Below are 23,249 nucleotides of genomic sequence, written 5' to 3'. Positions count from 1 at the left end.
CCCACCACCCCCGGGGGTTTGTCCCCCCCCCCGGCCCCCCGCCCCCCGGCCGCGGCGCGGGCCCGCGGGGGGGGGCGGGGGGGGGCGGCGGCCCCCCCCCCCCCCCACCGCAGGGCCCGTAACTGCCTTACGAAAGCGTCGACTTGACGGGACCGTCGCCGGGCAGCCGGACCGTTCACCCCGAGTGGCCTCCGCCTGCGGGCGGGGGCCGTAGCCCAGCTGGGATCGGTTTGTGCAAGGGGGCGGGGGGCTTCGGGAGTGCGTTGCGCGTCTACGGCGCGAACAGGGGTTTCGCGCGCCCCATCGAACGGGACCGATTCCGGCCCGACGTCAGTTCTGATTCGCGATCAACTTTCCTTGGTGGCATGCTTCTTTGCTGCCACTGAGGCAAATCCGACGGCCCGCCTGGCATGTTCGGCCGCCCTCCACGCCCTGTGCGTGGAGGGCGGCGGCGCATGGAGCGCGCGAAGAGCGCACACCCAGCGCGCACGGCGCACGGGCCGGTGGCAGGGGCGCGTGCTGTGCAAAGTCGCACACCGGGTCGATCAGAGCCGGGAAGCAGGTGTGCTCGAAACGGTGAATGCTTGACAAAGTTGGGTAAATCACCGACGGACCCGGCGTATTCATGCTTCTCTGCTGCTGAATCTCCAGCCGGAATCCTTCCTTCCACGGTCGGCCGCGCCCAGGGCCGCACAGCCACGAACAGCCTCGCCATCGCCTAGGCCTACTCGCTGCTGCTCGGCGGGCGCGCACGGAGCTGAAAAGCGGAGCCGAGCATGCTCACCACACTGCAGACCTCCTACACGGACACCCGCGCCGGTGACCTGGCCTGGTGCCTCGGCGGCGACCCGCTGCCCGCTCTCGCCGTCCGCGACCTGAGACTCGGCGGCGGCCGCCCCGGCGGCTCCGGCACCCTCCAGTTGCGGCTGCTGGGCGCCTCGCACCAGGTGGTGATCTCGGCCGGCCCCGGCGACTGCCTGGAGACCGTCGCCTGCCTGCCCGGCCGCCGCACCCCGCTGCCGGCCCGGGTGGCCAAGCAGGTCGGCGGCTGGGAGTACGAGTTCGCCGCCCGGATCGAGGCACTGCCCCCGCACGACTTCGTGGCCCGTGCCCAGGAGCTGCTGGCCCTGGTCGAGGGGCACCCGCGCGGCCTCGCCGGGGTCTTCCCGGGCGACCCGAGCGCCTTCACCGCACTGGTCACCCAGGGCGGCCCGGACCGGCTGCTCTGGCGGACCTGGCACGCCTACCCGCAGGAGGGGCAGCTGGTCTGCACCCGCTCCTCGCTGGTGGTGTCGGGGGCGTGAGGGCCCACGAGCCGGGCAGGGCCACCTGTCCGGTCATACGCCACCCAGTACAAACCCATGAATCGCACGCACGAACGATTCGTCAATCCGACGGCCCTCACTGTCCGTCGGATGGGCGCAGCTATCCGTCCCGCATGTCCCCTAGCGTTTGTTCGTGATCAATCATCCGGCCGGTCCGCCCGCACGCCCGCGAGTGGACCTCGACGACGGCACCCCACCCCCGCCCGGGCGAAGCCTCATCCCCCTGCCCGCCCGCCGTCGGTCCCGGCTGCGCTCCCGCCCCCGGCTCGCCCGGCTCACCGTCCTGCTGGCCGCGTTCGTCTGCGCGGCCTGCGGACTCGTCTACGAGCTCGAACTCGTGGCGCTCGGCGACTACCTGCTCGGGGACACCGTCACCCAGACCTCCGTCGTGCTCTCCGTCATGGTGTTCGCGATGGGCCTCGGCTCACTGCTCGCCAAGCGGCTCACCCGCCGCCCCGCGACCGCCTTCGCCCTGGTCGAATGCGCCCTCGCGCTCACCGGCGGACTCTCCGTCCTCGCCCTGTACTCCTGCTGGGCCTGGATCGGCCGCTACCAGGCCGCGATGGTCGGCCTCACCTGCCTCATCGGCATCCTCATCGGCGCCGAGATCCCCCTGCTGATGACCCTCATCCAGCGGATCCGGCGCGAGGACGCAGGACGCGCGGTCGCCGACCTGTTCGCCGCCGACTACGTGGGCGCGCTGATCGGCGGACTCGCCTTCCCCTTCCTGATCCTCCCCCGCCTCGGCCCCGGCACCGGCGCACTGCTCACCGGGGCGGTCAACGCCGTCGCCGGGGCCGCCGTGGTGCTCTGGCTCTTCCGCGAGGAACCCGCCCCCCGGATACGACGGCTGCTCTGGGGCGGCTGCACCCTCGTCCTCGCCGTGCTCGCGGCCGCCGCCGCCGGCTCCGACTCCATCGAACGCGCCGCCCGGCACGCCCTCTACGGCGACCAGGTCCGCTACGCCACCCGCAGCCGGCACCAGGAGATCGTGCTCACCGGCCCCGCCGACGGCCCGCTCCGGCTCTACCTCGACGGACGCCTCACGGTCTGCGGGCCCGACGAGTACCGGGGCAGCGAAGCGCTCGTCCACCCCGCGCTGGCCGCCGGGCCCGACACCCGGATCCTGCTGCTCGGCGGCGGCGACGGCCTCGCCCTGCGGGAGGTGCTGCGACACCAGGGCGTCCGCGCCGTCCGGCTGGTCGACGCCGACCCGGCCCTCCCCCGGCTCGCCCGCACCGATCCCGGACTCGCCGCCCTCAACGGCCACTCCCTGGACGACCCCCGGGTCCGCACCACCGCGGCCGACCCGATGGCCTGGCTGCGCGGCGCGCCGCCCGCCGAGGAGTACGACGTGGTGCTCGCCGACCTGCCCGCGCCCTCCGACGGCGGGCCGGTCAAGTTCCACTCCCAGGAGTTCTACGGCCTCGCAGCCCGACTGCTGGCCCCCGGCGGCCGGATCGCCGTCCGGGGCGGCGAGGGCGGGGACGGGGACCGCCTGTGGCAGATCGAGTCGGGGCTGCGGGCCGCCGGACTGCAGACCACCCCGTACGCGGTCCAGGGCAGCGCCACCGGCACCTGCCGCCCGGGCCCGCCGGACGCCGCCCAGGACTTCCTGCTCGCCGCCGCCACCCCGCCCCCGCTCACCCTCGCCCTCGACGCCCCACCACCCCGCACCCTCACCCCCACCGCCCTCAGCAGCTCCACCACCCGCCTCACCGCCCTCCGCCCGCCCCGTCCCCCGGCCCCGCTCACGCTCCTCGAACCGCGCTGACGAGAAGGCCAGCGGCCGGGCGGGGAAGCGGCGGAAGAGGACCCGCGCTGACAAGAAGGCCGACGGCCGGGCGGGGAGGTACGGCGAGGAAGGTCGGCCGGGCTCGCCGTCGACTCGCGCCGCCGGCGGGGCCACCCGGGCCGCACGCGGGGCCTACGGGCGGGCGAACACGGTTGGGTTGGGTGGTGGGGGAAAATCGGGCGGTGGTGGGTAGGGACCGGGCCGGGCCCAGTCGGTAGGCTCCGTGGCATGGAGCATGAGGTTGTCGTCCCGATGTCCGCAGAGCTGGTGCGGCGGGCCTTGCAGGATCCGGCGCTGCTGGCTCGGAGCGTGCCCGGGCTGAGCACCGAGCCGGCGGCGGTCGGGACCGGGCCGGCCGAGGAGATCGGCGGCCGGCTGAAGCTGCGGATCGGCGGCTCCACGATCACCTTCAAGGGCGTGCTGTCGCTGATCGAGGGCCGCAACGGTGTGCTCACCGTGCTGGCCGAGGGTCAGGAGGCCCGGGGCAGCGGTGAGGCGACCGCCACCGTGCGGGTGAGCGTCATGGACGGCGCCGAGGACGGCACCGCGGTGGTCCGCTTCACGGGCGATCTGAGCGCCACCGGCCGGCTGACCGAGTTCGACGCCGAGACGCTCGACGCCGCCGGTCGCCGTCTGCTGGAGCGCTTCGCCACCGCGCTCACCTCCCCGGACGCCCCGGAGGAGGGCGACGAGGAGCTCACGGACGAGACCGGGGACGGGAACGGCGACGACGGCACGGACGAGACCGAGACCGGCGATGAGGCCGAGACCGAGGCCGGGACCGGGACCGACGCCGAGATCGTCTTCATCGAGGAGCGCCAGGACCAGCCCGGCGACGACCTGGAGGACGACCTCTCCGACCTGATCGCCTTCTCCGACGCCGACGCCGAGCGCTTCGGCCTCCCCACCGGCTCCGCCGACGACGACGATGACGACGTCGACGACCACGACGACGAGGCCGACGCCACCGGGGACGGCAGTGACGGCCCCCAGGACGGGGTCGCCGAGGAACTCCCCGCCGAGCCGCTGTTCGCCTACGAGGACGAGCCCGAACTCACCGGCCCGGTGCGCCGCAGCATCGTCGGCCGCTCGGCCGAGGAGGTGGACCACGCCCCGCCGCGCGGCCGGTACGCCCCGGCGCTGCCGGCCCGCAGCGCGCGGGCCCGGGCGGCGTCCCGCTGGGGCGGCGAGGCCGGCGGCATCGTGGTGCCGGGCACCGGCGGCCGCAGTGCGGTGCCGTGGGTGATCGGTGGTTCGGTGGCCCTGCTGGGCGGCGCCGTGGTGCTGGTCAGGGCGCTGCGCCGCCGCTAGCCGCGAGTGCCTCAGGAGGGTTCAGGGCCTGGCCCCGGCGCCGCCCCGCAGGCGGGAGTCCGAGGACGGGGCCTAGACTGAACGCTCATGAGCAACGACCGCGACGCCCTGCTGGCACAGATCAAGGACAAGGCCGTCGTGCACGGCAAGGTCACCCTTTCCTCCGGCAAGGAGGCCGACTACTACGTCGACCTGCGCCGGATCACGCTGGACGGCGAGGCCGCCCCGCTGGTCGGCCGGGTGATGCTGGACGCGACCTCGCACCTGGAGTACGACGCCGTCGGCGGTCTGACCCTGGGTGCCGACCCGGTTGCCACCTCGATGCTGCACGCCGCAGCCGCGCGCGGGCAGAAGCTGGACGCCTTCGTGGTCCGCAAGACCGGCAAGGCGCACGGCCTGCAGCGCCGGATCGAGGGCCCGGAGGTGAAGGGCCGCCGGGTGCTGGCGGTCGAGGACACCTCCACCACCGGCGGCTCGGTGCTGCAGGCCGTCGAGGCGCTGCGCGAGGCGGGCGCCGAGGTGGTCGGTGTCGCGGTGATCGTCGAGCGCGGTGGCGCGGGCGCCGTCGAGGAGCAGGGCCTGCAGTACGTGACCGCGTACACCCTGGACGACCTGGGCCTCTGACCGTACGGGACCCCGAGCGACACGAAGGGCCGGGTCCTGTTTCACGTGAAACCACGTGGAACGGGACCCGGCCCTCGAACCATCGACAGCGAGGCCGTGAACGAGGGCCTCAGCCGCGCCGGTGCCGCCCGCTGCCGCCCTGGGCCGCGTCCGCGGCGGGGGCCTCGACGAGGCCGGCCTTCTTCTTCCGGCGCTCCCGCATGACCTCGACCAGGATCGGCGAGATCGACAGCAGCACGATCAGCAGCACAGCCGGGATCAGGTACTTGTCGATCACCGGGGCGAGCGCGTCGCCGAAGAAGTAGCCGATCAGCAGCATGGACTCGGTCCAGAGCACACCGCCGATGACGTTCCACACGAAGAAGGTCTTGGCGGGCATCTCCAGGGTGCCGGCCACCGGGTTCAGGAAGGTGCGGATGATCGGCATGAAGCGGGCCAGCACGACGGCCTTGCCCGAGCCGAACTTGTTGAAGTACTCCTCCGCCTTGACCACGTAGTCGCGGCGGAAGATCTTCGAGTCGGGCTTGTCGAACATCTTCGGCCCGACCTTGGCCCCGATCAGGTGTCCCAGCTGGGCACCGGCGATCGCCGCGATGGGGCAGCCGGTGAGCAGGACGGCGATCGGCAACTTGGCGCCGTCGCCGAGCACCGAGGAGGCGGCGTTCGAGGCGGCGACACCTCCGATGATCAGCAGCGAGTCGCCCGGGAAGAAGAAGCCGACCAGCAGGCCGGTCTCCGCGAAGATGATCGCGATCAGCCCGATGGCGCCGAGGGACGAGATCAGGGATTTGGCGTCGAGCAGATTGACGGCCAGCTGGTTGTAGTCCACGGGCGCAGGATAGCGGGCGTACCTTTCCGACGACTTCCGGCCAGGGCCCGTGGGCGCGGCTCCGGGCCCGCCGTCGACTTCCGGCCCAGCCTTCCCGGACGACGTCCCGACAGGCGGGCTCCTGCTGACCTGCGGGCACGAGTCTGGGAAGATGGCCCAGGCGTCCGGTCCGCGGCGGCCGACCACCCTCATGGCCGTACCGCGGAGGTCGCCTCGAACCTTGGTGCCGGAGAGCCACACCGCAGCGCCGCGCGTCGGCGGGCCGGCACGGAGTCGTCACGAAGGCGTACACAGCGTCGGACAGCACCGTCCGTACGCCGCAACCCGACAGGAGCGGATCGCATGCCCATCGCAACTCCCGAGGTCTACAACGAGATGCTCGACCGGGCCAAGGCGGGCAAGTTCGCCTACCCGGCCATCAACGTCACCTCGTCGCAGACCCTGCACGCCGCACTGCGTGGTTTCGCCGAGGCCGAGAGCGACGGCATCATCCAGATCTCGACCGGTGGCGCGGAGTTCCTGGGCGGCCAGCACAACAAGGACATGGTGACCGGCGCGGTCGCCCTCGCCGAGTTCGCGCACATCGTCGCCGCCAAGTACGACATCACCGTCGCGCTGCACACCGACCACTGCCCGAAGGACAAGCTGGACGGCTACGTCCGCCCGCTGCTGGCGGTCTCCGCCGAGCGCGTGGCCAAGGGCGAGAACCCGCTGTTCCAGTCGCACATGTGGGACGGCTCGGCCGAGACCCTCGCCGACAACCTGTCCATCGCTCAGGAGCTGCTGGCCCAGGCCGCCGCCGCCAAGATCATCCTTGAGGTCGAGATCACCCCGACCGGCGGCGAGGAGGACGGCGTCACCCACGAGATCAACGACGAGCTGTACACCACCGTCAACGACGCCGTGCGCACCGCCGAGGCCCTGGGCCTGGGCGAGAAGGGCCGCTACCTGCTGGCCGCCTCCTTCGGCAACGTGCACGGCGTGTACAAGCCGGGTAACGTCGTGCTGAAGCCGGAGCTGCTGCGCGAGCTGCAGGACGCGATCGGCAAGCAGTACGGCAAGACCGACCCGTTCGACTTCGTCTTCCACGGCGGCTCGGGCTCCACCGCCGAGGAGATCGCCACCGCGCTGGAGAACGGCGTCGTGAAGATGAACCTGGACACCGACACCCAGTACGCCTTCACCCGCCCGGTGGCCGGCCACATGTTCGCCAACTACGACGGCGTGCTGAAGGTCGACGGCGAGGTCGGCAAGAAGAACACCTACGACCCCCGCACCTGGGGCAAGCTGGCCGAGGCCGGCATGGCCGCCCGCGTGGTCGAGGCCGCCCAGCAGCTGCGCTCGGCCGGCAAGCGCCTGAAGTGAGCCCGCTGAGGGCCTGAGGGATCAGGGCCCGGAACGGTCGTGCCCCCGGCGGTCTCCCGCCGGGGGCACGGTCATGTCCGGATGGTTCCGTGGTCCTACTGCTTGAGCTCCGCGTACGCCTCCGCGCTGCTGTCCTTCAGGAACTGCCAGCAGCGGGCCTCCTCCTCGGTCTCCTTGATCGCGCCGGCCGCCCGGGCGAGCGCCGCCAGGCAGCGCAGGAAGCCGCGGTTGCCGCGGTGGTCCCACGGCACCGGCCCGTGGCCCTTCCAGCCGCTGCGGCGCAGCGCGTCGAGGCCCCGGTGGTAGCCGGTGCGGGCGTAGGCGTACGACTCGACGTAGCGGCCGGCCGCGTAGGCGTCGTCGGCGAGCATGGCCCAGGCGAGGCAGAAGGCCGGGAAGTCGGCAGCCACCTGGGTCGGTGAGGCCGACTCCTCCGCCAGCATCCGGTAGGGCTGCTCGTCCTCCGGCAGGAGGGTCGGGTCGGGGCCGTCGAGAAGATTCTTGTGAATCGCCATGCAGTGCAGTCTGCCACCCGGGGCCCAGGGGTCAACCTCCCCGCCCTGATCGGCGGCCCCGCGGGGGCGCTCGGTGCCGGACGGTGACCACGGTCCCGCCGACCTGGGCCAACGGGCGGCTGCATACCAGGTATGTAGACATTCACCCGTTCGCATGCCAGGGTGGCGCTCGTGCCCGCAGCCAGATCCGCCCGCAGGCGAGCCGCCCCACCGAAGAACGCTCGCAGCGCCCGCCGACGCCGCAGGTCACGCCGCCGGATCGGCCCTGGCATGCTCACGGCACTGATCGCCTCCGTCCTGCTGCTGGGCGTCGCCGCCTTCGCGCTGACCGGCCCGTCGGACGCCCCGGCCCCCGCCGCGACCGCCCAGGCCCGGGTCGCCCCGCCGGGCGAGCAGGCGCCGACGACCGCAGCGGCTCCAGCCCCGTCCGCCACCCCGGCCCCGACGCCCACGACGGCCCCCACCCCCACGCCCACCGCGCCCGACCCCGGCCCCTCCAAGGGCTCCGGCACCTTCAGCATCGCCCCCGCCAGCGCCAAGGCGGTCGGCCGCGGCACCGTGCGCCGCTACCGGGTGGAGATCGAGGACGGCATCGGCATCGACGCCGCCTCCGCCGCCGCGCAGATCCACGGCATCCTCGGCGACCGCCGCGGCTGGACCAACGACCACAAGAACGCCTTCCAGCTGGTCGCGGGCGGCTCGTACGACTTCACCGTGAAGATCGCCTCCCCGGCCACCGTGGACAAGATCTGCGGCGCCTCCGGCCTGGACACCCACGGCGAGGTCAACTGCGACGTCGGCGACCAGGTGATCGTCAACTCCAAGCGCTGGAACACCGGTTCACCGCAGTTCAGCGGCCCGCTGGACGAGTACCGGGCACTGATCGTCAACCACGAGGTCGGCCACCGGATCGGCCACGGACACGAGACCTGCCCCGGCCCCGGCAAGCCCGCGCCCGCGATGATGCAGCAGATCTACGGCCTCAAGGGCTGCGTGCCCAACGCCTGGCCGTACTCGGCGGACGGCACCTACCTGAGCGGCCCGGCCGTCCCGTAGTGCAACGGAGTTGAGACCTGAACGGCAACCCGCCGGCACAACCACGGCCTACCCTCCGATCATGACCGCTGCCCAACGCCTGAGGCTCACCGCCGCGTTCGCCATCGCCGGGATCACACTCGGCACCGCGGCCTGCTCGTCCTCGACCGACACCGCCACCAGCGGCGGAGCGCTCTCCTATGACCGCGTCCGGTCGACCGCCCTGGACCTGTTCAAGAACAAGTCCAGCACCTGCCCGTTCGGCCTCGACTTCGCCAAGGCCGCCTCCGGGGCGGGGATCACCGGCGCCGTCGCCCCCGCCGTGACGGACGGACGCTCCGTCACGGGCAACGCCGGGGACGGCGTCCCGGCCCAGCCCTGGCCCTCGGGAGCCACCCACCCGCCGACCATGACCGAGATGCCGGCCACTCCCCCGAACGCCCAGATCACCTGCTCGTACACGGTCGGCGGGTCCACCGTCGACGTCGAGCTGCTGGCCGTGCCGAAGAACGACTACGGCATCAGCATGATGCTCCCCTCGATCGCGCGCGCCGGACTGCTCGGCGTGGACCAGCTCTCCCAGTTCTCCGCCGACCGGCCCGCCGTCGGGCAGACCAAGCTCACCCCGGGCGGGGGCACGGCCGCCGTCGCCCGGATCGCGCTGCACGGCGAGGGCGACCTGGTGCTGATGCTCGACCAGAACACCACCGGCCAGGCCACCCCGGACCCGGCCCTCGCCGGCGAACCGCTGCGCAAGGCCGCCGAAGCCCTGGTCGGCCAGCTCAAGGGCTAGCGGCCAGTCGCCAGCCGCTAACCGCTAACCGCTAACCCAGGATCGGCAGGTACTCCGCCAGGTCGCTGCGCTCCCCCGAGGCGGCCACCCCGTGGTCCGCCACCGCCGCCGCCCACGGCACCCGGCCGGTGGCCAGCCGGATCCAGGTCAGCGGGTCGGTCTCGACCACGTTGGGCGGAGTGCCGCGGGTGTGCTTGGGGCCCTCGACGGCCTGCACCACCGCGTACGGCGGGATCCGCAGTTCGACCGCGCCACCGGGGGCGCGGGCGGCGAAGGCGTCGGCCAGCAGCCGGGTGACGGCGGCGACGGCCTGGCGGTCGTGCGGGAAGGCGGCGAGGCCCAGTGCGTCGGCCAGGTCGTCGGCGTGCACGACCGTCTCCACCAGCCTGGTCACCAGCAGGTCGGAGAGCAGCATCGAGCCGAGCCGGATCTCCAACCGCCGTACCGGGTCGGCGGCTTCGGGCCGCTCCAGCAGCCCGGTCAGCGCGTCGGCGGCCCGCCCGAAGGCGGCCGCCACCGAGGCCGCATCGCCGCCGAACCCGGCGGCCGCCCGCTCCCGGGTCCGGGCGTCCAGCGCCGGTGCGACCGTGCCGACCGCCGAGACCCAGCCCAGCAGGTCCAGCGCCGGCCGCCCCTCCAGCGGATCGTCCAGGTGCACGGGGAGGAAGTCGAGCTGGATGGCCAGGTGCGCGAGCAGCTCCCGCACCCGCCAGCCCCCCAACCTGGTCGGCAGGTCCAGCTGTTCGTCGCCGAGCCCGGCCACGGCGGCGCGCAGCGCACCGGTCTGGGCGGCCAGCGCGGCGCGGACCTTCTGCGGTTGGTACGTACGGGACTTGGCAGGCATGGGGCCCAACATACGCCCAGGGCCTGAGGGGCGGACGGTTCCGGAGAACCGCCCGCCCCTCGAAACGGCCGGTCAGGCCAGCAGGGCCTCGATGACGCCGGTGCGGGCGTCCTTCAGCTCGGCCAGCGAGACGGTGAACTGCCCCTGGACGTCCAGGGCGTCGCCGTCCACGACACCGATCCGGGTGGCCGGCAGGCCACGCGCGGTGCACATGTCGTTGAAGCGGAGCTCCTCGCTGCGCGGCACCGCCACGACGGCGCGGCCGGCCGACTCCGAGAACAGGAACACGAACGGGTCCGTGCCCTCGGGCACGATGATCCGCGCGCCGTGGCCGCCCTTGAGGCAGCTCTCCACGAGCGCCTGGCCGAGGCCGCCGTCGGACAGGTCGTGCGCGGCGTCGATCATGCCGTCGCGCGAGGCCGAGATCAGGATCTCGCCGAGCAGCCGCTCGCGCTCCAGGTCCACCTTGGGCGGCAGGCCGCCGAGGTGGTCGTGGACGGCCTGCGACCAGGCCGAGCCGCCGAGCTCGTCCGCCGTGTCGCCGAGCAGGTAGAGCAGCTGCCCCTCCTCGGCGAAGGCGACCGGGGTGCGCCGGGTGACGTCGTCGATGACGCCGAGCACCGCGACCACCGGGGTCGGGTGGATGGCGACCTCGCCGGTCTGGTTGTACAGCGAGACGTTGCCGCCGGTGACCGGGGTGCCGAGCACCAGGCAGGCGTCGGCCAGGCCGCGGGTCGCTTCGGCGAACTGCCACATGACGTCCGGGTCCTCGGGGGAGCCGAAGTTGAGGCAGTCGGAGACGGCGAGCGGCTTGGCACCGCCGGCCGCGACGTTGCGGTACGCCTCGGCCAGGGCCAGCTGGGCGCCGGTGTACGGGTCCAGCTTGGCGTAGCGGCCGTTGCCGTCGGTGGCGACCGAGACGCCGAGGTTGGTCTCGTCGTCGATCCGGATCATGCCCGAGTCCTCGCCGTGCGAGAGCACGGTGTTGCCGAGCACGTAGCGGTCGTACTGGTCGGTGATCCAGGACTTGGAGGCCTGGTTCGGGTGGCTCGCGACCTTCAGCAGGTCGGCCTTGAGGCCCTCGCCGGTGGTCGGGCGGGCCAGCCGCTCGGCGGTGGGGGCGTCGGCCTGCAGCGCGTCCTGCCAGCTCGGGCGGGCGTAGGGGCGCTGGTAGGTCGGGCCCTCGTGGGCGACGGTGCGCGGGGGCACGTCCACCACGAGCTCGCCGTGCCAGAAGATCTCCAGGCGCTCGCCGTCGGTGACCTCACCGATGACGTTGGCGATGACGTCCCACTTCTCGCAGATCTCCAGGAAGCGGGCGACCTTGTCGGGCTCGACGATCGCGCACATGCGCTCCTGCGACTCGCTCATGAGGATCTCCTCCGGCGAGAGCGTGTGGTCGCGCAGGTGCACCGTGTCGAGGTCGATCCGCATGCCGCCGGAACCGGCCGAGGCCAGCTCGCTGGTGGCGCAGGACAGGCCGGCGCCGCCGAGGTCCTGGATGCCCTTGACGAGCTTCTCCCGGAAGATCTCCAGGGTGCACTCGATCAGGAGCTTCTCCTGGAACGGGTCGCCGACCTGGACGGCCGGGCGCTTGGCCGGCTTGGTGTCGTCGAAGGTCTCGGAGGCCAGCACCGAGACGCCGCCGATGCCGTCGCCGCCGGTGCGGGCGCCGTACAGGATGACCTTGTTGCCGGCCCCGGAGGCCTGCGCGAGGTGGATGTCCTCGTGCTTCATGACGCCCACGCACAGCGCGTTGACCAGCGGGTTGCCCTGGTAGCAGGAGTCGAAGACGACCTCGCCGCCGATGTTCGGCAGGCCCAGGCAGTTGCCGTAGCCGCCGATGCCCGCGACGATGCCGGGCAGCACGCGCCGGGTGTCCGGGTGGTCGGCCGCGCCGAAGCGCAGCGGGTCCATCACGGCGACCGGGCGGGCGCCCATCGCCAGGATGTCGCGCACGATGCCGCCGATGCCGGTGGCCGCGCCCTGGTAGGGCTCGATGTACGACGGGTGGTTGTGCGACTCGACCTTGAAGGTCACCGCGTAGCCCTGGCCGACGTCGACCACACCGGCGTTCTCGCCGATGCCGACGAGCATCGCGTCCGAATCCGGCTTCTTCTCGCCGAACTGCTTCAGGTGGACCTTGCTGCTCTTGTACGAACAGTGCTCGGACCACATGACCGAGTACATCGCGAGTTCCGCGCCGGTCGGGCGGCGGCCGAGAATCTCCCGGATGCGCGCGTACTCGTCCTCCTTGAGGCCGAGTTCGGCCCACGGCTGGGCGGCGTCCGGGGTCTGCTCGGCGTTCTTGACGGTGTCGAGGCTCATCAGGCGTTCACCAGCTGCTTCAGTACGGAAGTGAAGAAGCCCAGGCCCTCGGTGGTCGGACCGGTGAGCGGCTCCACGGCGTGCTCCGGGTGCGGCATCAGGCCGACGACATTGCCGGCGGCGTTGGTGATGCCGGCGATGTCGCGGTACGAACCGTTCGGGTTGACGTCGAGGTACCGGGCCACGACCCGGCCCTCCGCCTCGAGTTCGTCCAGGACGTGCGCGTCCGCGACGAAGCGGCCCTCGCCGTTCTTCAGCGGGACGACGATTTCCTGGCCGGCCGAGTAATCCCCGGTCCAGGCCGTCTCCGCGTTCTCGATGCGCAGCTTCTGGTCGCGGCAGATGAAGTGCAGCGAGTCGTTCCGGTGGAGCGCGCCGGGCAGCAGGTGCGATTCGCACAGCACCTGGAAGCCGTTGCAGATGCCCAGGACGGGCATTCCGAGCTTGGCCTGCTCGATGACGGTCTCCATCACCGGCGAGAAGCGGGAGATCGCGCCGCAGCGCAGATAGTCGCCGTAACTGAATCCGCCCGGCAGGACGACGGCGTCGACCTGGTGGAGATCCTTGTCACGGTGCCAGAGGGCGACCGGCTCCGCGCCGGCCAGGCGGACCGCACGCTGGGCGTCACGATCGTCGAGCGAGCCGGGGAAAGTGACGACGCCGACGCGGGTGGTCACTTCGCCGCCTCCTCGACGCGGACGGTGAAGTCCTCGATCACGGTGTTGGCGAGAAAGGTCTCGGCGGCTTCGCGGATACGGGCGAGCGCGGCGTCGTCGACCGGGCCCTCCAGCTCCAGCTCGAAACGCTTGCCCTGGCGGACGTCGGCGATCCCGGTGAATCCGAGACGGGGCAGTGCACGCTGCACCGCCTGTCCCTGGGGGTCGAGGATCTCCGGCTTGAGCATGACGTCGACTACGACGCGTGCCACTGGCACTCCCGGTGGTGTCTTCGGTGAGGCGGGGGAACTCCAGACTACCGGCCGTTTGGGGCAGGATTGCTGGCCGGGGAGGGTGACGCGCGTAGACCCAGGACCCTTACGCCGCAAGGGATCCGGCACCCCCGCCCCCCGCCCGGGCCGGCCCGTTTCCGGGGATTCGGCGCCCCGAACGGCAGCCCCCGAAGAACACCCGAATACGGCACTTGGGGACAGAACCGCCCGTCCCGCACATCGGTATCCGGCAGCCCCGCGAAGACTCGTGAATATCCGGAAAAGAATGCCGGACTCTTCGATTTCGACCCCCTTCGGGTGCAGAATAGGGCCACCTGTCGCGGCAAGTGCTGCGTATCCGGCGGGCCACCAGGCCTGCCCGTGTGCGCTTGCGCGAGTTGGTGCACATCAGGCCACGGGGCGCACTCCGTGAACCGGCGGCCGAATTGCCCGAGAGGATTGACACCCATGGCTCAGCGTGTAGTTGTCACGCTCTCCGACGACCTGGACGGCGGCGCCGCCGCAGAAACCGTCCACTTCGGCGTCGACGGGAAGTCGTACGAGATCGACCTGTCCGTGGACAACGCGGAAAAGCTGCGGGAGGCTCTCGCCCCGTTCGTCGCGGCCGGCCGGCGCCAGAGCCGCACCGGAAAGTCCTTCCGTCGTACCGCGCTCACCCCGGACCCGGCCGCCGTGCGCGCCTGGGCCCTGTCGCGCGGCATGGAACTGCCGGCCCGCGGCCGGATCCCCAAGCACGTGTACGAGGCGTTCGCCGAGGCGAACTGACCCCGTCGGGGCACCGCCCCCGGTCGCCCTGCCCGCCTGGACCGAAAGGGTGGGGCGACCACCCCGAACGATGCTGTAGAGTATTCCTCGTCGCCGCAACGGAGAGATCCGAAGAGGCGGCGGGTGCCCCACCAGGCACCATGCGGACGTGGCTCAGTTGGTAGAGCATCACCTTGCCAAGGTGAGGGTCGCGAGTTCGAATCTCGTCGTCCGCTCGCAGTGCGCGAGCACAGCACAACTCAATAGTTTGACCATGCGGACGTGGCTCAGTTGGTAGAGCATCACCTTGCCAAGGTGAGGGTCGCGAGTTCGAATCTCGTCGTCCGCTCCAGAGCGAAGGCCCCCTCGATCGAGGGGGCCTTCGACGTTTTGGCCCCGGTGATTGCGGCCCGGCTGCTCCTCCCCCATTCCCCCATGACATTTGTCATCGCCGACCCGTGGATCCGCACCGCCGACCCATGACGGCGCGCACTGCCCGCGCGACCGGGACGGCGGAAGGCTTGGGGGCATGGAAACGAGCGAGCCCGGCCGCCCCGGCGACAGCGTGATCGAGGTCACCGACCTGCACCGGCACTACGGCACCGGCACCACCGAGTACCACGCCGTCCGCGGCGTCGACCTGACCGTCGTCCGCGGCGAGCTGTTCGCCCTGCTCGGCACCAACGGCGCCGGCAAGACCTCCACCATGGAGGTCATCGAGGGCCTGGCCGCACCCAGTGGCGGCACCGTCCGGGTGCTCGGCCGCGACCCCTTCAAGGAGCGCGCCGCCGTCCGCCCGCGGATCGGCGTCATGCTCCAGGAGGGCGGCTTCCCCGGGGAGCTCACCGCCGCCGAGACCGGCCGTGCCTGGGCCGGGGTGACCAGCGGCGCCCGCCCGGTCGCGGAGGCGCTGGAGCTGGTCGGCCTCGGCCACCGGGCCGGCGTCCGGGTCAAGCAGCTGTCCGGCGGCGAACGGCGCCGGCTCGACCTCGCGATGGCCCTGCTCGGCCGCCCCGAGGTGCTCTTCCTGGACGAGCCCAGCACCGGCCTCGACCCGGAGGCGCGCGCCGCCGTCTGGCGGCTGGTCCGCGAGCTGCGTGCCCAGGGCACCACGGTGCTGCTCACCACCCACTACCTGGAGGAGGCCGAGGAGCTCGCCGACCGGCTGGCCATCATGCACGGCGGCCAGGTCGTCACCACCGGCACCGTCGCCGAGGTGATCGCCGGCCGGCCCTCCCGGATCACCTTCGAACTCCCGGAGTTCACCGGGACCGCCCTGCCCGTCCTGCCCGGGGCCGAGGTCACCGTCGACGGCCGCAAGGTCACCGTGCAGAGCGTCGGCCTCCAGGACACCCTCACCGACCTGCTCGGCTGGGCCCGGCACCACGGGATCGCGCTCGGCGCCCTGGACGCCCGCAGCGCCTCGCTGGAGGAGGCCTTCCTCGCCATCGCCTCCGAGGCCGCCCACCAGGCCCCGCCGCAGGCCCCCACCGCCAGCCGTCCCGCCCGCCGCCGCCTGATCGGATCCGCCCGATGACCACCGCCGCCACCGTCACCGCCACCGTCACCGGCCCGCCCAGCACCACCGCCGGCCGGCTGCTCGCCCTCGGCCGGGCCGAGGCCACCCTGCTGCTGCGCAACCGCACCGCGCTGTTCACCGCCGTGGTGCTGCCGGTGGTGCTGATCAGCAGCCTGCAGGGGATGCTCAAGAAGCAGTCCGAGAACAACCCCGGGCTGGACGTCCACTCGCTGCTGATCTACGGCTCGGTCGGGATGATCCTGGCCTTCGTCGTGTACTACAACCTGACCGTCGCGTACGTGGGGCGGCGCGGCGAGCTGGTGCTCAAGCGGCTGCGCACCGGCGAGGCCAAGGACCTGGAGATCCTGCTCGGCACGGCCGTTCCCTCGCTCGCCCTCGGGCTGTTCATGGCCGCCCTGATCGGGATCGGCGGCAGCCTCGGGCTGCACCTGGCCGTGCCGGTGAACCCGGTGCTGATGCTGGTCGGCCTGCTGATGCTGCTGGCCACCATGATCGCCCTGGCCGCGCTGTCCAGCGCCTTCACCAAGACCGTGGAGAGCGCGGGCATCACCACCCTGCCGGTCATGCTGGTCATGCAGTTCGGTTCCGGCCTGTTCGTCCCGCTGGAGGTCATGCCCTCGCAGCTGGCCGACGTCTGCCGCCTGCTGCCGACGACCCCGGCCTTCCAGCTGATCCGGGTCGGCTGGTTCGGCACCGACGGCTCGGCCGCCGCCACCGGCTTCCTCGGCAGCTGGGGCGCCGCCGCCCCGCACCTGGTCACCGGCGCCGTCTGGCTCGGCCTGGCGGTCTGGGGTGCGGTGCGCTACTTCCGGTGGGAACCGCGTCGCTGACCGCAGCGGAAAAGGAATCCGAAGGACCGCCCCCGGTTCGACCTCTGATATGAAGGCGGAAGGCATGATCGCGGTCGAACGGGGGGCGGAAGATTGAGAATGCGGTCACCGCTGCGCAACTGGCGGCGTCTGAGCAAACCGCAGCGCACCGAGTTCTACCTCCGCTGGTGCCTCTACTTGATGGCCCTTTTCCTCCTGCCCGGAGTGCTCTTCGCCATCGGCACCGGAGCCGGAACGGCCGAGAACGCCCCCGCGATCCAGGTGTCCCTCCTGATCGGCCTCGCCGCCACCCTCGTGCTGCTGCGGACCTTCCGGGTGACCCTCGACCACTACCTGCGGCGGCCCACCGACCACCGACGCTGGGTCGTCCTCACCATCGGCCTGGTGGTGGCCGGTTCCTGGGCGGTCATGCTGGTGGGACCGGCCGGCGACATGACGGCGAAGCCGGTGCAGCTTCCGTTCACCGCGCTCGTCGTCGGCTACCTGCTGATCTTCGGCTTCAGTCCGGTGTGCGTGGGACTGCCCCCGCGCTGGTCCGCCCCCGCCGGACTCGGCATGGTGCTGGCGGTCGGCCCGGCCATGGTGCTGGCCGGGGTCAGCGTGGCCGCGGCCACCGGATACCTGGTGGTCATGGCGGTCGCCATGACCTTCCTCGGGGCCAGCTGCCGCAGCTTCGCCTGGCTCACCGCCATCATCTGGGAACTGGACGCCGCCCGCGAGGCGCAGTCCCGGCTGGCCGTCGCCGAGGAGCGGCTGCGGTTCTCCCGCGACCTGCACGACGTGATGGGCCGCAACCTCACCACCATCGCGCTGAAGAGCGAGCTCGCCGTCCAGCTCGCCCGGCGCGGACGGCCGGAGGCCGCCGATCAGATGTCCGAGGTGCAGAAGATCGCCCAGGAGTCGCAGCGGGAGGTCCGGGACGTCATCCGCGGCTACCGCACCGCCGACCTGCACGCCGAGGCGATCGGCGCCCGCGCGGTGCTGCGCGCCGCCGACGTCCACTGCGAGATCGACCTCGGCGAGGAGGCCGACCGGCTGCCGCCCCCGGTGCAGTCGGTGCTCGGCTGGGTGATCCGCGAGTCCACCACCAACGTGCTGCGGCACAGCGAGGCCGCCCACTGCCTGATCCGGCTGCGGCAGCAGGACGGCCGGGCGGTGCTGGAGCTGGAGAACGACGGGGTGCCCGCCGTGCCGGTCCCCTCCCAGGGCAGCGGCACCGGGCTGCGCGGCCTGCGCGAGCGGCTGGCCGCCCACGACGGCGAGCTGACCGTCCCGACCGCCGCACCCGGTACCTTCCGGATGCTCGCCACCGTCCCGCTGCCAGGCTGAGAGAGGCCTCCCGATGACCGAGAACACCGCCGCGCCCGTCCGCGTCCTGCTCGCCGACGACGAGCACCTGATCCGCGGCGCGCTGGCCGCGCTGCTCTCGCTGGAGGACGACATCGAGGTGGTCGCCCAGGCCGGCTCCGGCCCGGAGGCGCTGGCGATGGCCCAGGCGCACCGGCCGGACATCGCGGTGCTGGACCTGCAGATGCCCGGCAAGGACGGCATCGAGGTGGCCGCCGAGCTGCGCCGGCTGCTGCCGGACTGCCGCTGCATGATCGTCACCGGCCACGGCCGCCCCGGCTACCTGAAGCGGGCGCTGGAGGTCGGGGTGCGGGGCTTCCTGCCGAAGACCGTCTCGGCGGCCGACCTGGCCGGCATCATCCGCACCGTGCGCTCCGGCGGCCGGTACGTGGACCCGGAACTGGCGGCGGACGCGATCAGCGCCGGGGAGACCCCGCTGACCCCGCGCGAGACGGACGTCCTGGAGCTGGCCGCGGACGGCACCCCGATCGCGGAGATCGCCGAACGGGCCGCGCTCTCCCAGGGCACCGTGCGCAACTACCTGTCCTCGGCGGCCACCAAGCTGGGCGCGGAGAACCGGCACGCGGCGGTGCGGATCGCCCGCGAGCACGGGTGGATCTAGCGCTCGCGGGCGTCACCTGTGCGGCTCAGACCCAGCTGGTGCCGGTCAGCCGCTCGTACACCTCGATGTACTTGGCCCGGGTCTGCTCGACCACCTCGGCCGGCAGCTCCGGCGGCGGCTGCTCGCTGTAGCGGTCCCAGCCGGAGGCCGGGGAGACCAGCCAGTCGCGGATCAGCTGCTTGTCGAAGGACGCCTGGGAGCGGCCCGGCTGGTAGTCGTCGGCCGGCCAGTAGCGGGAGGAGTCCGGGGTGAGCACCTCGTCGCCGATGATCAGCTCGCCGTCCAGCAGGCCGAACTCGAACTTGGTGTCGGCCAGGATGATGCCGCGGTCGCGGGCGATGTCCCGGGCCCGGGCGTAGACGTCCAGGGTGGTGCGGCGCACCTGGGAGGCCAGCTCGGCGCCGATCCGACGGGCGGTCTCCTCGTAGGGGACGTTCTCGTCGTGCTCGCCGACCTCGGCCTTGAGGGCCGGGGTGTAGATCGGGGCGGGCAGCTCGGAGCTGTTCTCCAGGCCCTCCGGCAGGGCGATGCCGCAGACCGTGCGGCTCTCGTTGTACTCGGTCAGGCCGGAGCCGGCCAGGTAGCCGCGGGCGACCGCCTCGACCGGGATCATGTCCAGGCTCTTGCAGATCAGCGTGCGGCCCTTCCAGTCGGCGGGGGCGCCGGCCGGGATCTCGGTGGAGATCACGTGGTTGGGGACGATGTCGGCGATCCGCTCGAACCACCACAGCGAGAGCTGGGTGAGCACCCGGCCCTTGTCCGGGATCTCGTTCGGCAGCACCCAGTCATGGGCGGACATCCGGTCGCTGGCGACCATCACCAGCTCGCCCGATTCGGTGCGGTACAGGTCGCGCACCTTGCCGGTGTGCAGGTGGACCAGGCCGGGTACCTGAACCGGCTCGGGCTTGGTGACAAATCCGCTCAAGATGTCTCAGTCCTCAGGGGTCGTTCACGGGCGTGAGGCACCGCGAAAGGGGAGGTCACTGCCCCCGCAGTCTTTCACGCCCGCCCGGGCTCAGTTCTTGCAGAGCCGGTCCAGCAGGTTGGCGGTGGCCCGCTGGACCCGTTCGTCGGTGAGTCCGGGGCGGCCGAGGGCGGGCGACCAGGCGAAGGTGCCGGCCGCGAAGACGTACGCGCCGCTGGGCGCCCGGTACAGCGAGGTCTCCTGGTAGCGGGTGCGGCCGGCCAGGTCCCGGTACGGCGAGTGGGCCAGCAGCACCCGCTCGGTGTGCTCGGGCAACGCGACCTTCGGGTAGTACCGGTCGGCCTCCCCCGCGACCAGGCCGGGCAGCTCGTCGCCCTCCCGCAGCCCGGTGCCGTCCCAGAGCCAGTGCGCGGTGTGCCGGGCGACCAGCGGGACGGGCGCGGCGACCCGGCCCGAGTACTGCACCCCGAGCAGGTGCTGCTCCGGCTCGCCGGCGTCCCGCCACAGCGCGCTGGCCGCGCCGGGCACCCCGGCCGCCGGACTGCCCGGCCCGGGCTTCTGCCGCTTGCGGCAGTTCAGCAGCCGGTTGGGCTCGCCAGAGGCCGCGGAGGTCAGCTCGACCCGCCAGTACATGGTGTTGGCGGACAGGAAGACCAGCGAGGTGCCGCCGTCCCGGGCCCGCTCGGCGGCCCGGCGCATCGGCTCGGACCAGTACTCGTCGTGGCCGGGGAAGACCAGCGCCCGGTGCTCGGACGGGTCCACCAGGCCGGCGTGCAGGTCGGTGGCGGTGGCGTAGGAGAGGTCGTAGCCGTAGCGCTCGGCCCAGCGGATGAAGTCGTACGCGTGGCCGACGTGCAGCGGCAGCCCGGCGGTGGCGTGCGGGCGGTCGAAGGAGACCGTGACGGCCGCCTCCGGCTCGCCGACCAGGCCGCCCCGGCCGTCCCAGGCGTGGTAGAGGCTGGCGCCGGTGCGGCCGTCCTCGGGGAACAGGTTGTACGCCTGCCAGGTCACGTCCGGGAGCACCAGGAGCAGCTCGGCGGTGTGCCCCTGGTCGGCGAAGTCCCTCACGGTGAACGGGATGTGGCTGCGGTGCAGCATGTCCGCGGTGGTCAGCACGGCGACGTACGCGCCGGGTTTCCAGTGCAGCGGGACCTGCAGCCGCCAGGAGTGCCACCAGTGGTGGCAGGAGACCGTCCGCTCGACCACCAGCGGGGCGGGCTGGGCCAGTCCGGCGATCAGCGGACTGGACGTCATGTGGCGGGCGCCGTCGCCGCCGTAGTGGCCGATCCGGTAGACGTCCACGGTGAACTCGCGGGGCGGGTTGACGGTGACCCGGAAGTCCACCGAGCCGCCGGGGCGGATCACCCCGGCCGAGGCGAAGCCCTTGATCTGCTGGTCGACGTCGTTGGAGCTCTGCGGGGTGCCGACCGGCGGCTTGGGCCGCACGCCCGCCGACAGCGGCTGCTGGCCGGGCGCGTCCACCGAGACGTACCAGGGCACGGCGCCCTCCGCCCCGGCCAGGTACTGGTCGGGGCTGCGCAGCCAGGGCAGCGGGCCCTGGCCGAAGGGGTCGGAGACGCTGTAAGCGTGCGTGCCCGACTCCCAGCGGCGGTTGAGTTCGGTCCCCACGCGCCCCTCCCAGGTGCACTTCCGTCCGGTTGGCACGTGCCCCCCGGATGTGCGTGCGGTCTAATACACCACACAGTGCTGGCGCTCCGTCACCCCACGGTAGCAATTGGTGTCGGGAATCTCGCGCGCCTCCGGGACAGGCCCTCCGGCCTGCGGAGACGGCCGGCGGCCGAGGCTCCCGGGGGCGCGTGCCGGGGCGCCGAGCGCCGCCCGGGACCGGCGGGGCGTCAGAGGCGTACGGGTTTCTCCAGCCGGACTTCCGCGGCGTCCAGCCAGGCGCGCAGCGGGCCGTCCTGGCCCTGCTCCACGGCCTGGGCGACCGGGGCGGCCAGGTCGGTGCGGCGGACCCCGCCGAGCAGCAGCACCGGGCCGTCCAGCCAGTCCAGGCCGGGGGCGCCACCCGCGGTGTCCACGGCGGCGCAGCAGACCATCGCGGTGACGTGGTCGACCAGCAGGTCGCGGCCGGTGCGGTCGGGTTCGAGCAGCGGGGCCGGGGTGGTGGTGCGGGCGAGCTGGGCGGCCAGGGCGGCGGCCAGCTGCTCGCCGTCGCCCTCGGCGAGCCGGACCAGCAGCCGGGTGAGGGTCGGGGCGCCCGGGCGGGGCTGCGGGGCCAGCCGGTCCAGGGCGGCCTGCAGGGCGGCGGCCCGGGCCCGCCAGCCGGCGTCCACCACCTCGGCCGGGTAGTCGACCCACTCCAGCTCGTGCCAGGCGCCGGCCGCCGGGCGGCCGAAGAACAGGTCGGCGGCGAGCCGGGAGACCGCCCGGTCGACCGCGCCGGGCTCCTCCAGCAGGTCGCAGGCGGGGCGGTCGCCGAGCCGGGTGCCGTAGCCGTCGGCCAGCCGGTCGCGGCGGGACAGCTCGGTGAGCGCGGCGACCACGCCGGCGTTCAGGTGCGCGGGGTGGCGGCCGAGCCGCCAGGCGGGCAGCGCGACCCGGGTGAGCAGCCGGTCCCAGCCGGCGTAGGCCAGGCCGACCTGCTCCTGGGCGGCGATCCGCAGGCCGTAGTCGACCGCCCTGGCCTGCTCGGAGGCCCAGCCGGCGACGGACCGCTCCAGTTCGGCGGAGTGGCCGCGGCAGGCGCCCAGCAGCCGGCGGGTGATCCGCCGGGTGATCCGGTCGGCGAGCCCGGCGGGACCGCGGCGCGGCGGGGCGGGCGGGGCGGCCAGGGTGGCGCCGCCGAGGCCGGGGGCCGCGCCCGGTCCGGAGTCCAGGCAGGCGTCCAGGCTGCGCAGGAAGCGGCGGGCGGCGGCGATCTCCGGGTCCGCGGAAGCGGCGGTGCCGGCCACCACGGGGGCGAGCAGGGCGCGCAGTTCGCCGGACCGCATCCACCAGAGGAAGGGCGAGCCGATCACCAGCACCGGCGCGGGCGCCCCGGGGTGCGGCCGCGGCCGGCGGGGGCGCTGCGGCGGCGGGACGTCCTCCAGCCAGCTGTCGCAGTCCGGGGTGAGGGCCACGGCGGAGGGTGCGGGGACGTCCAGCCGGTCGGCCAGTTCGTCGATCAGCCGGTACAGCTCGGGGGCGGCAGCGCGCCCGACCGGCACGGCGGGGGTCTGCGGCGGGACGGCCCGGCGCAGGGCGCGGGCGGTCAGCCCGGCCACCAGCAGGGTGAGCGCGGCGAGCGCGCAGACCACCCAGCGGGCGGCGTCCCACCCGGCGGCGTCGGAGGATCCGGCGGCCCCGATCCGGCCGGTGAACCGGCCCGCGAGCAGGACCACCGCGACGGCGGCGGGCAGTACTGCGGCGGCCAGGGCGAGGCCCCGGATCCGCAGGACCGCTTGGGCGTGAGCGCGCGCGGTGTCGACGGCCATACGGTGCGGCACCCCCTTCGGAGCCCTCGGGCGCCCGCCTACGGGCCCTGAGCCGACTCGAAACGATCAGTTCCGACCGGGAAGCGGAGGC

General features: G+C 73.1%; 21 protein-coding genes and 2 tRNA genes. 14 read left to right on the top strand and 9 right to left on the bottom strand.

From position 1 onward, the window contains the following. The first annotated feature begins 776 nt into the window (after nt 1-776). The 4 genes from ACIG5E_RS04040 (at nt 777) to pyrE (ending at nt 5,055) form a co-directional block, all read left to right on the top strand. The gene (locus ACIG5E_RS04040) at nt 777-1,304 is read left to right on the top strand and encodes a DUF2617 family protein (protein WP_396531312.1); all 528 of its coding nucleotides are present in this window, start codon (nt 777-779) and stop codon (nt 1,302-1,304) included. Nucleotides 1,305-1,458: 154 nt separating this feature from the next. Beyond that, complete coding sequence (locus ACIG5E_RS04035) at nt 1,459-3,099, top strand: polyamine aminopropyltransferase (protein ID WP_396531311.1); 1,641 nt, start codon at nt 1,459-1,461, stop codon at nt 3,097-3,099. Nucleotides 3,100-3,348: 249 nt separating this feature from the next. Then, on the top strand, nt 3,349-4,431 hold the full coding sequence (locus ACIG5E_RS04030; protein WP_396531309.1) for a hypothetical protein: 1,083 nt from the start codon (nt 3,349-3,351) through the stop codon (nt 4,429-4,431). Between the two features lie 87 nt (nt 4,432-4,518). Continuing rightward, nucleotides 4,519-5,055, top strand: a complete 537-nt coding sequence (pyrE, locus tag ACIG5E_RS04025; protein WP_396531308.1) for an orotate phosphoribosyltransferase — start codon at nt 4,519-4,521, stop codon at nt 5,053-5,055. 109 nt (nt 5,056-5,164) lie between these two features. Here the strand turns inward: pyrE and ACIG5E_RS04020 are convergent, their stop codons facing one another. Next, nucleotides 5,165-5,884, bottom strand: coding sequence for a DedA family protein (locus ACIG5E_RS04020; RefSeq protein ID WP_396531307.1), 720 nt, complete (start codon nt 5,882-5,884; stop codon nt 5,165-5,167). Nucleotides 5,885-6,226: 342 nt separating this feature from the next. On the opposite strand from ACIG5E_RS04020, the gene fbaA reads away from it, so the two are divergent. Further along, on the top strand, nt 6,227-7,249 hold the full coding sequence (gene fbaA, locus ACIG5E_RS04015; RefSeq protein WP_396531305.1) for a class II fructose-bisphosphate aldolase: 1,023 nt from the start codon (nt 6,227-6,229) through the stop codon (nt 7,247-7,249). A gap of 95 nt (nt 7,250-7,344) precedes the next feature. Here the strand turns inward: fbaA and ACIG5E_RS04010 are convergent, their stop codons facing one another. Then, nucleotides 7,345-7,764, bottom strand: a complete 420-nt coding sequence (locus ACIG5E_RS04010; RefSeq protein ID WP_396531304.1) for a DUF3151 domain-containing protein — start codon at nt 7,762-7,764, stop codon at nt 7,345-7,347. A 270-nt stretch (nt 7,765-8,034) separates the two neighbouring features. On the opposite strand from ACIG5E_RS04010, the gene ACIG5E_RS04005 reads away from it, so the two are divergent. Together ACIG5E_RS04005 and ACIG5E_RS04000 are read left to right on the top strand one after the other, a co-directional pair. Next, on the top strand, nt 8,035-8,820 hold the full coding sequence (locus ACIG5E_RS04005; protein WP_396531302.1) for a DUF3152 domain-containing protein: 786 nt from the start codon (nt 8,035-8,037) through the stop codon (nt 8,818-8,820). Nucleotides 8,821-8,881: 61 nt separating this feature from the next. Further along, nucleotides 8,882-9,592: a hypothetical protein gene (locus ACIG5E_RS04000; protein WP_396531301.1), complete on the top strand. Its 711-nt coding sequence runs from the start codon at nt 8,882-8,884 to the stop codon at nt 9,590-9,592. A gap of 31 nt (nt 9,593-9,623) precedes the next feature. On the opposite strand, the gene ACIG5E_RS03995 is transcribed toward ACIG5E_RS04000, so the two are convergent. From ACIG5E_RS03995 to purS, 4 genes are all read right to left on the bottom strand, one after another. Next, complete coding sequence (locus ACIG5E_RS03995; RefSeq protein ID WP_396531300.1) at nt 9,624-10,436, bottom strand: sterol carrier family protein; 813 nt, start codon at nt 10,434-10,436, stop codon at nt 9,624-9,626. A gap of 72 nt (nt 10,437-10,508) precedes the next feature. Beyond that, nucleotides 10,509-12,764, bottom strand: a complete 2,256-nt coding sequence (gene purL, locus ACIG5E_RS03990; RefSeq protein WP_396531299.1) for a phosphoribosylformylglycinamidine synthase subunit PurL — start codon at nt 12,762-12,764, stop codon at nt 10,509-10,511. Next, nucleotides 12,764-13,441 carry a phosphoribosylformylglycinamidine synthase subunit PurQ gene (gene purQ, locus ACIG5E_RS03985; protein WP_396531297.1) on the bottom strand — a complete coding sequence of 226 codons (678 nt, stop codon included), beginning with the start codon at nt 13,439-13,441 and terminating at the stop codon, nt 12,764-12,766. The genes purL and purQ overlap by 1 nt, the downstream gene beginning before the upstream one ends. Next, a complete protein-coding gene (gene purS / locus ACIG5E_RS03980; RefSeq protein ID WP_030278336.1) occupies nt 13,438-13,692 on the bottom strand; it encodes a phosphoribosylformylglycinamidine synthase subunit PurS in 255 nt (84 codons plus the stop codon). The genes purQ and purS overlap by 4 nt, the downstream gene beginning before the upstream one ends. Nucleotides 13,693-14,160: 468 nt before the next feature. Here purS and ACIG5E_RS03975 point away from each other — a divergent pair, with 468 nt between their 5' ends. The 7 genes from ACIG5E_RS03975 to ACIG5E_RS03945 all read left to right on the top strand — a co-directional run bounded on the left by ACIG5E_RS03975 (nt 14,161) and on the right by ACIG5E_RS03945 (nt 18,796). Continuing rightward, a complete protein-coding gene (locus ACIG5E_RS03975) occupies nt 14,161-14,478 on the top strand; it encodes an Lsr2 family protein (RefSeq protein WP_030056585.1) in 318 nt (105 codons plus the stop codon). 142 nt (nt 14,479-14,620) lie between these two features. Then, a tRNA-Gly gene (locus ACIG5E_RS03970) sits at nt 14,621-14,693 on the top strand. 40 nt (nt 14,694-14,733) lie between these two features. After that, nucleotides 14,734-14,809: transfer RNA gene (locus tag ACIG5E_RS03965), tRNA-Gly, on the top strand. A gap of 177 nt (nt 14,810-14,986) precedes the next feature. Next, the gene (locus ACIG5E_RS03960) at nt 14,987-15,994 is read left to right on the top strand and encodes an ABC transporter ATP-binding protein (RefSeq protein ID WP_396531295.1); all 1,008 of its coding nucleotides are present in this window, start codon (nt 14,987-14,989) and stop codon (nt 15,992-15,994) included. Further along, nucleotides 15,991-16,827, top strand: coding sequence for an ABC transporter permease (locus ACIG5E_RS03955; protein WP_396531294.1), 837 nt, complete (start codon nt 15,991-15,993; stop codon nt 16,825-16,827). Before ACIG5E_RS03960 ends, ACIG5E_RS03955 begins: the two co-directional genes overlap by 4 nt. A gap of 99 nt (nt 16,828-16,926) precedes the next feature. Beyond that, on the top strand, nt 16,927-18,156 hold the full coding sequence (locus ACIG5E_RS03950; protein ID WP_396531293.1) for a sensor histidine kinase: 1,230 nt from the start codon (nt 16,927-16,929) through the stop codon (nt 18,154-18,156). Between the two features lie 13 nt (nt 18,157-18,169). Then, nucleotides 18,170-18,796, top strand: a complete 627-nt coding sequence (locus ACIG5E_RS03945) for a response regulator (RefSeq protein ID WP_396531292.1) — start codon at nt 18,170-18,172, stop codon at nt 18,794-18,796. Nucleotides 18,797-18,821: 25 nt separating this feature from the next. Here the strand turns inward: ACIG5E_RS03945 and ACIG5E_RS03940 are convergent, their stop codons facing one another. The 3 genes from ACIG5E_RS03940 to ACIG5E_RS03930 all read right to left on the bottom strand — a co-directional run bounded on the left by ACIG5E_RS03940 (nt 18,822) and on the right by ACIG5E_RS03930 (nt 23,158). Continuing rightward, on the bottom strand, nt 18,822-19,721 hold the full coding sequence (locus tag ACIG5E_RS03940; RefSeq protein WP_396531291.1) for a phosphoribosylaminoimidazolesuccinocarboxamide synthase: 900 nt from the start codon (nt 19,719-19,721) through the stop codon (nt 18,822-18,824). Between the two features lie 90 nt (nt 19,722-19,811). After that, nucleotides 19,812-21,350: a N,N-dimethylformamidase beta subunit family domain-containing protein gene (locus tag ACIG5E_RS03935; protein WP_396531290.1), complete on the bottom strand. Its 1,539-nt coding sequence runs from the start codon at nt 21,348-21,350 to the stop codon at nt 19,812-19,814. 227 nt (nt 21,351-21,577) lie between these two features. Continuing rightward, nucleotides 21,578-23,158 (bottom strand): hypothetical protein, encoded by a 1,581-nt coding sequence (locus tag ACIG5E_RS03930; RefSeq protein ID WP_396531289.1) that lies wholly within the window; start codon nt 23,156-23,158, stop codon nt 21,578-21,580. Nucleotides 23,159-23,249: the final 91 nt, after the last annotated feature.

This window comes from Kitasatospora sp. NPDC053057 (genome assembly GCF_044546945.1).
Classification (GTDB): domain Bacteria; phylum Actinomycetota; class Actinomycetes; order Streptomycetales; family Streptomycetaceae; genus Kitasatospora.
Note: the sequence above shows the minus strand (reverse complement) of the source record. Positions and strands in the feature narration are given on the sequence as shown.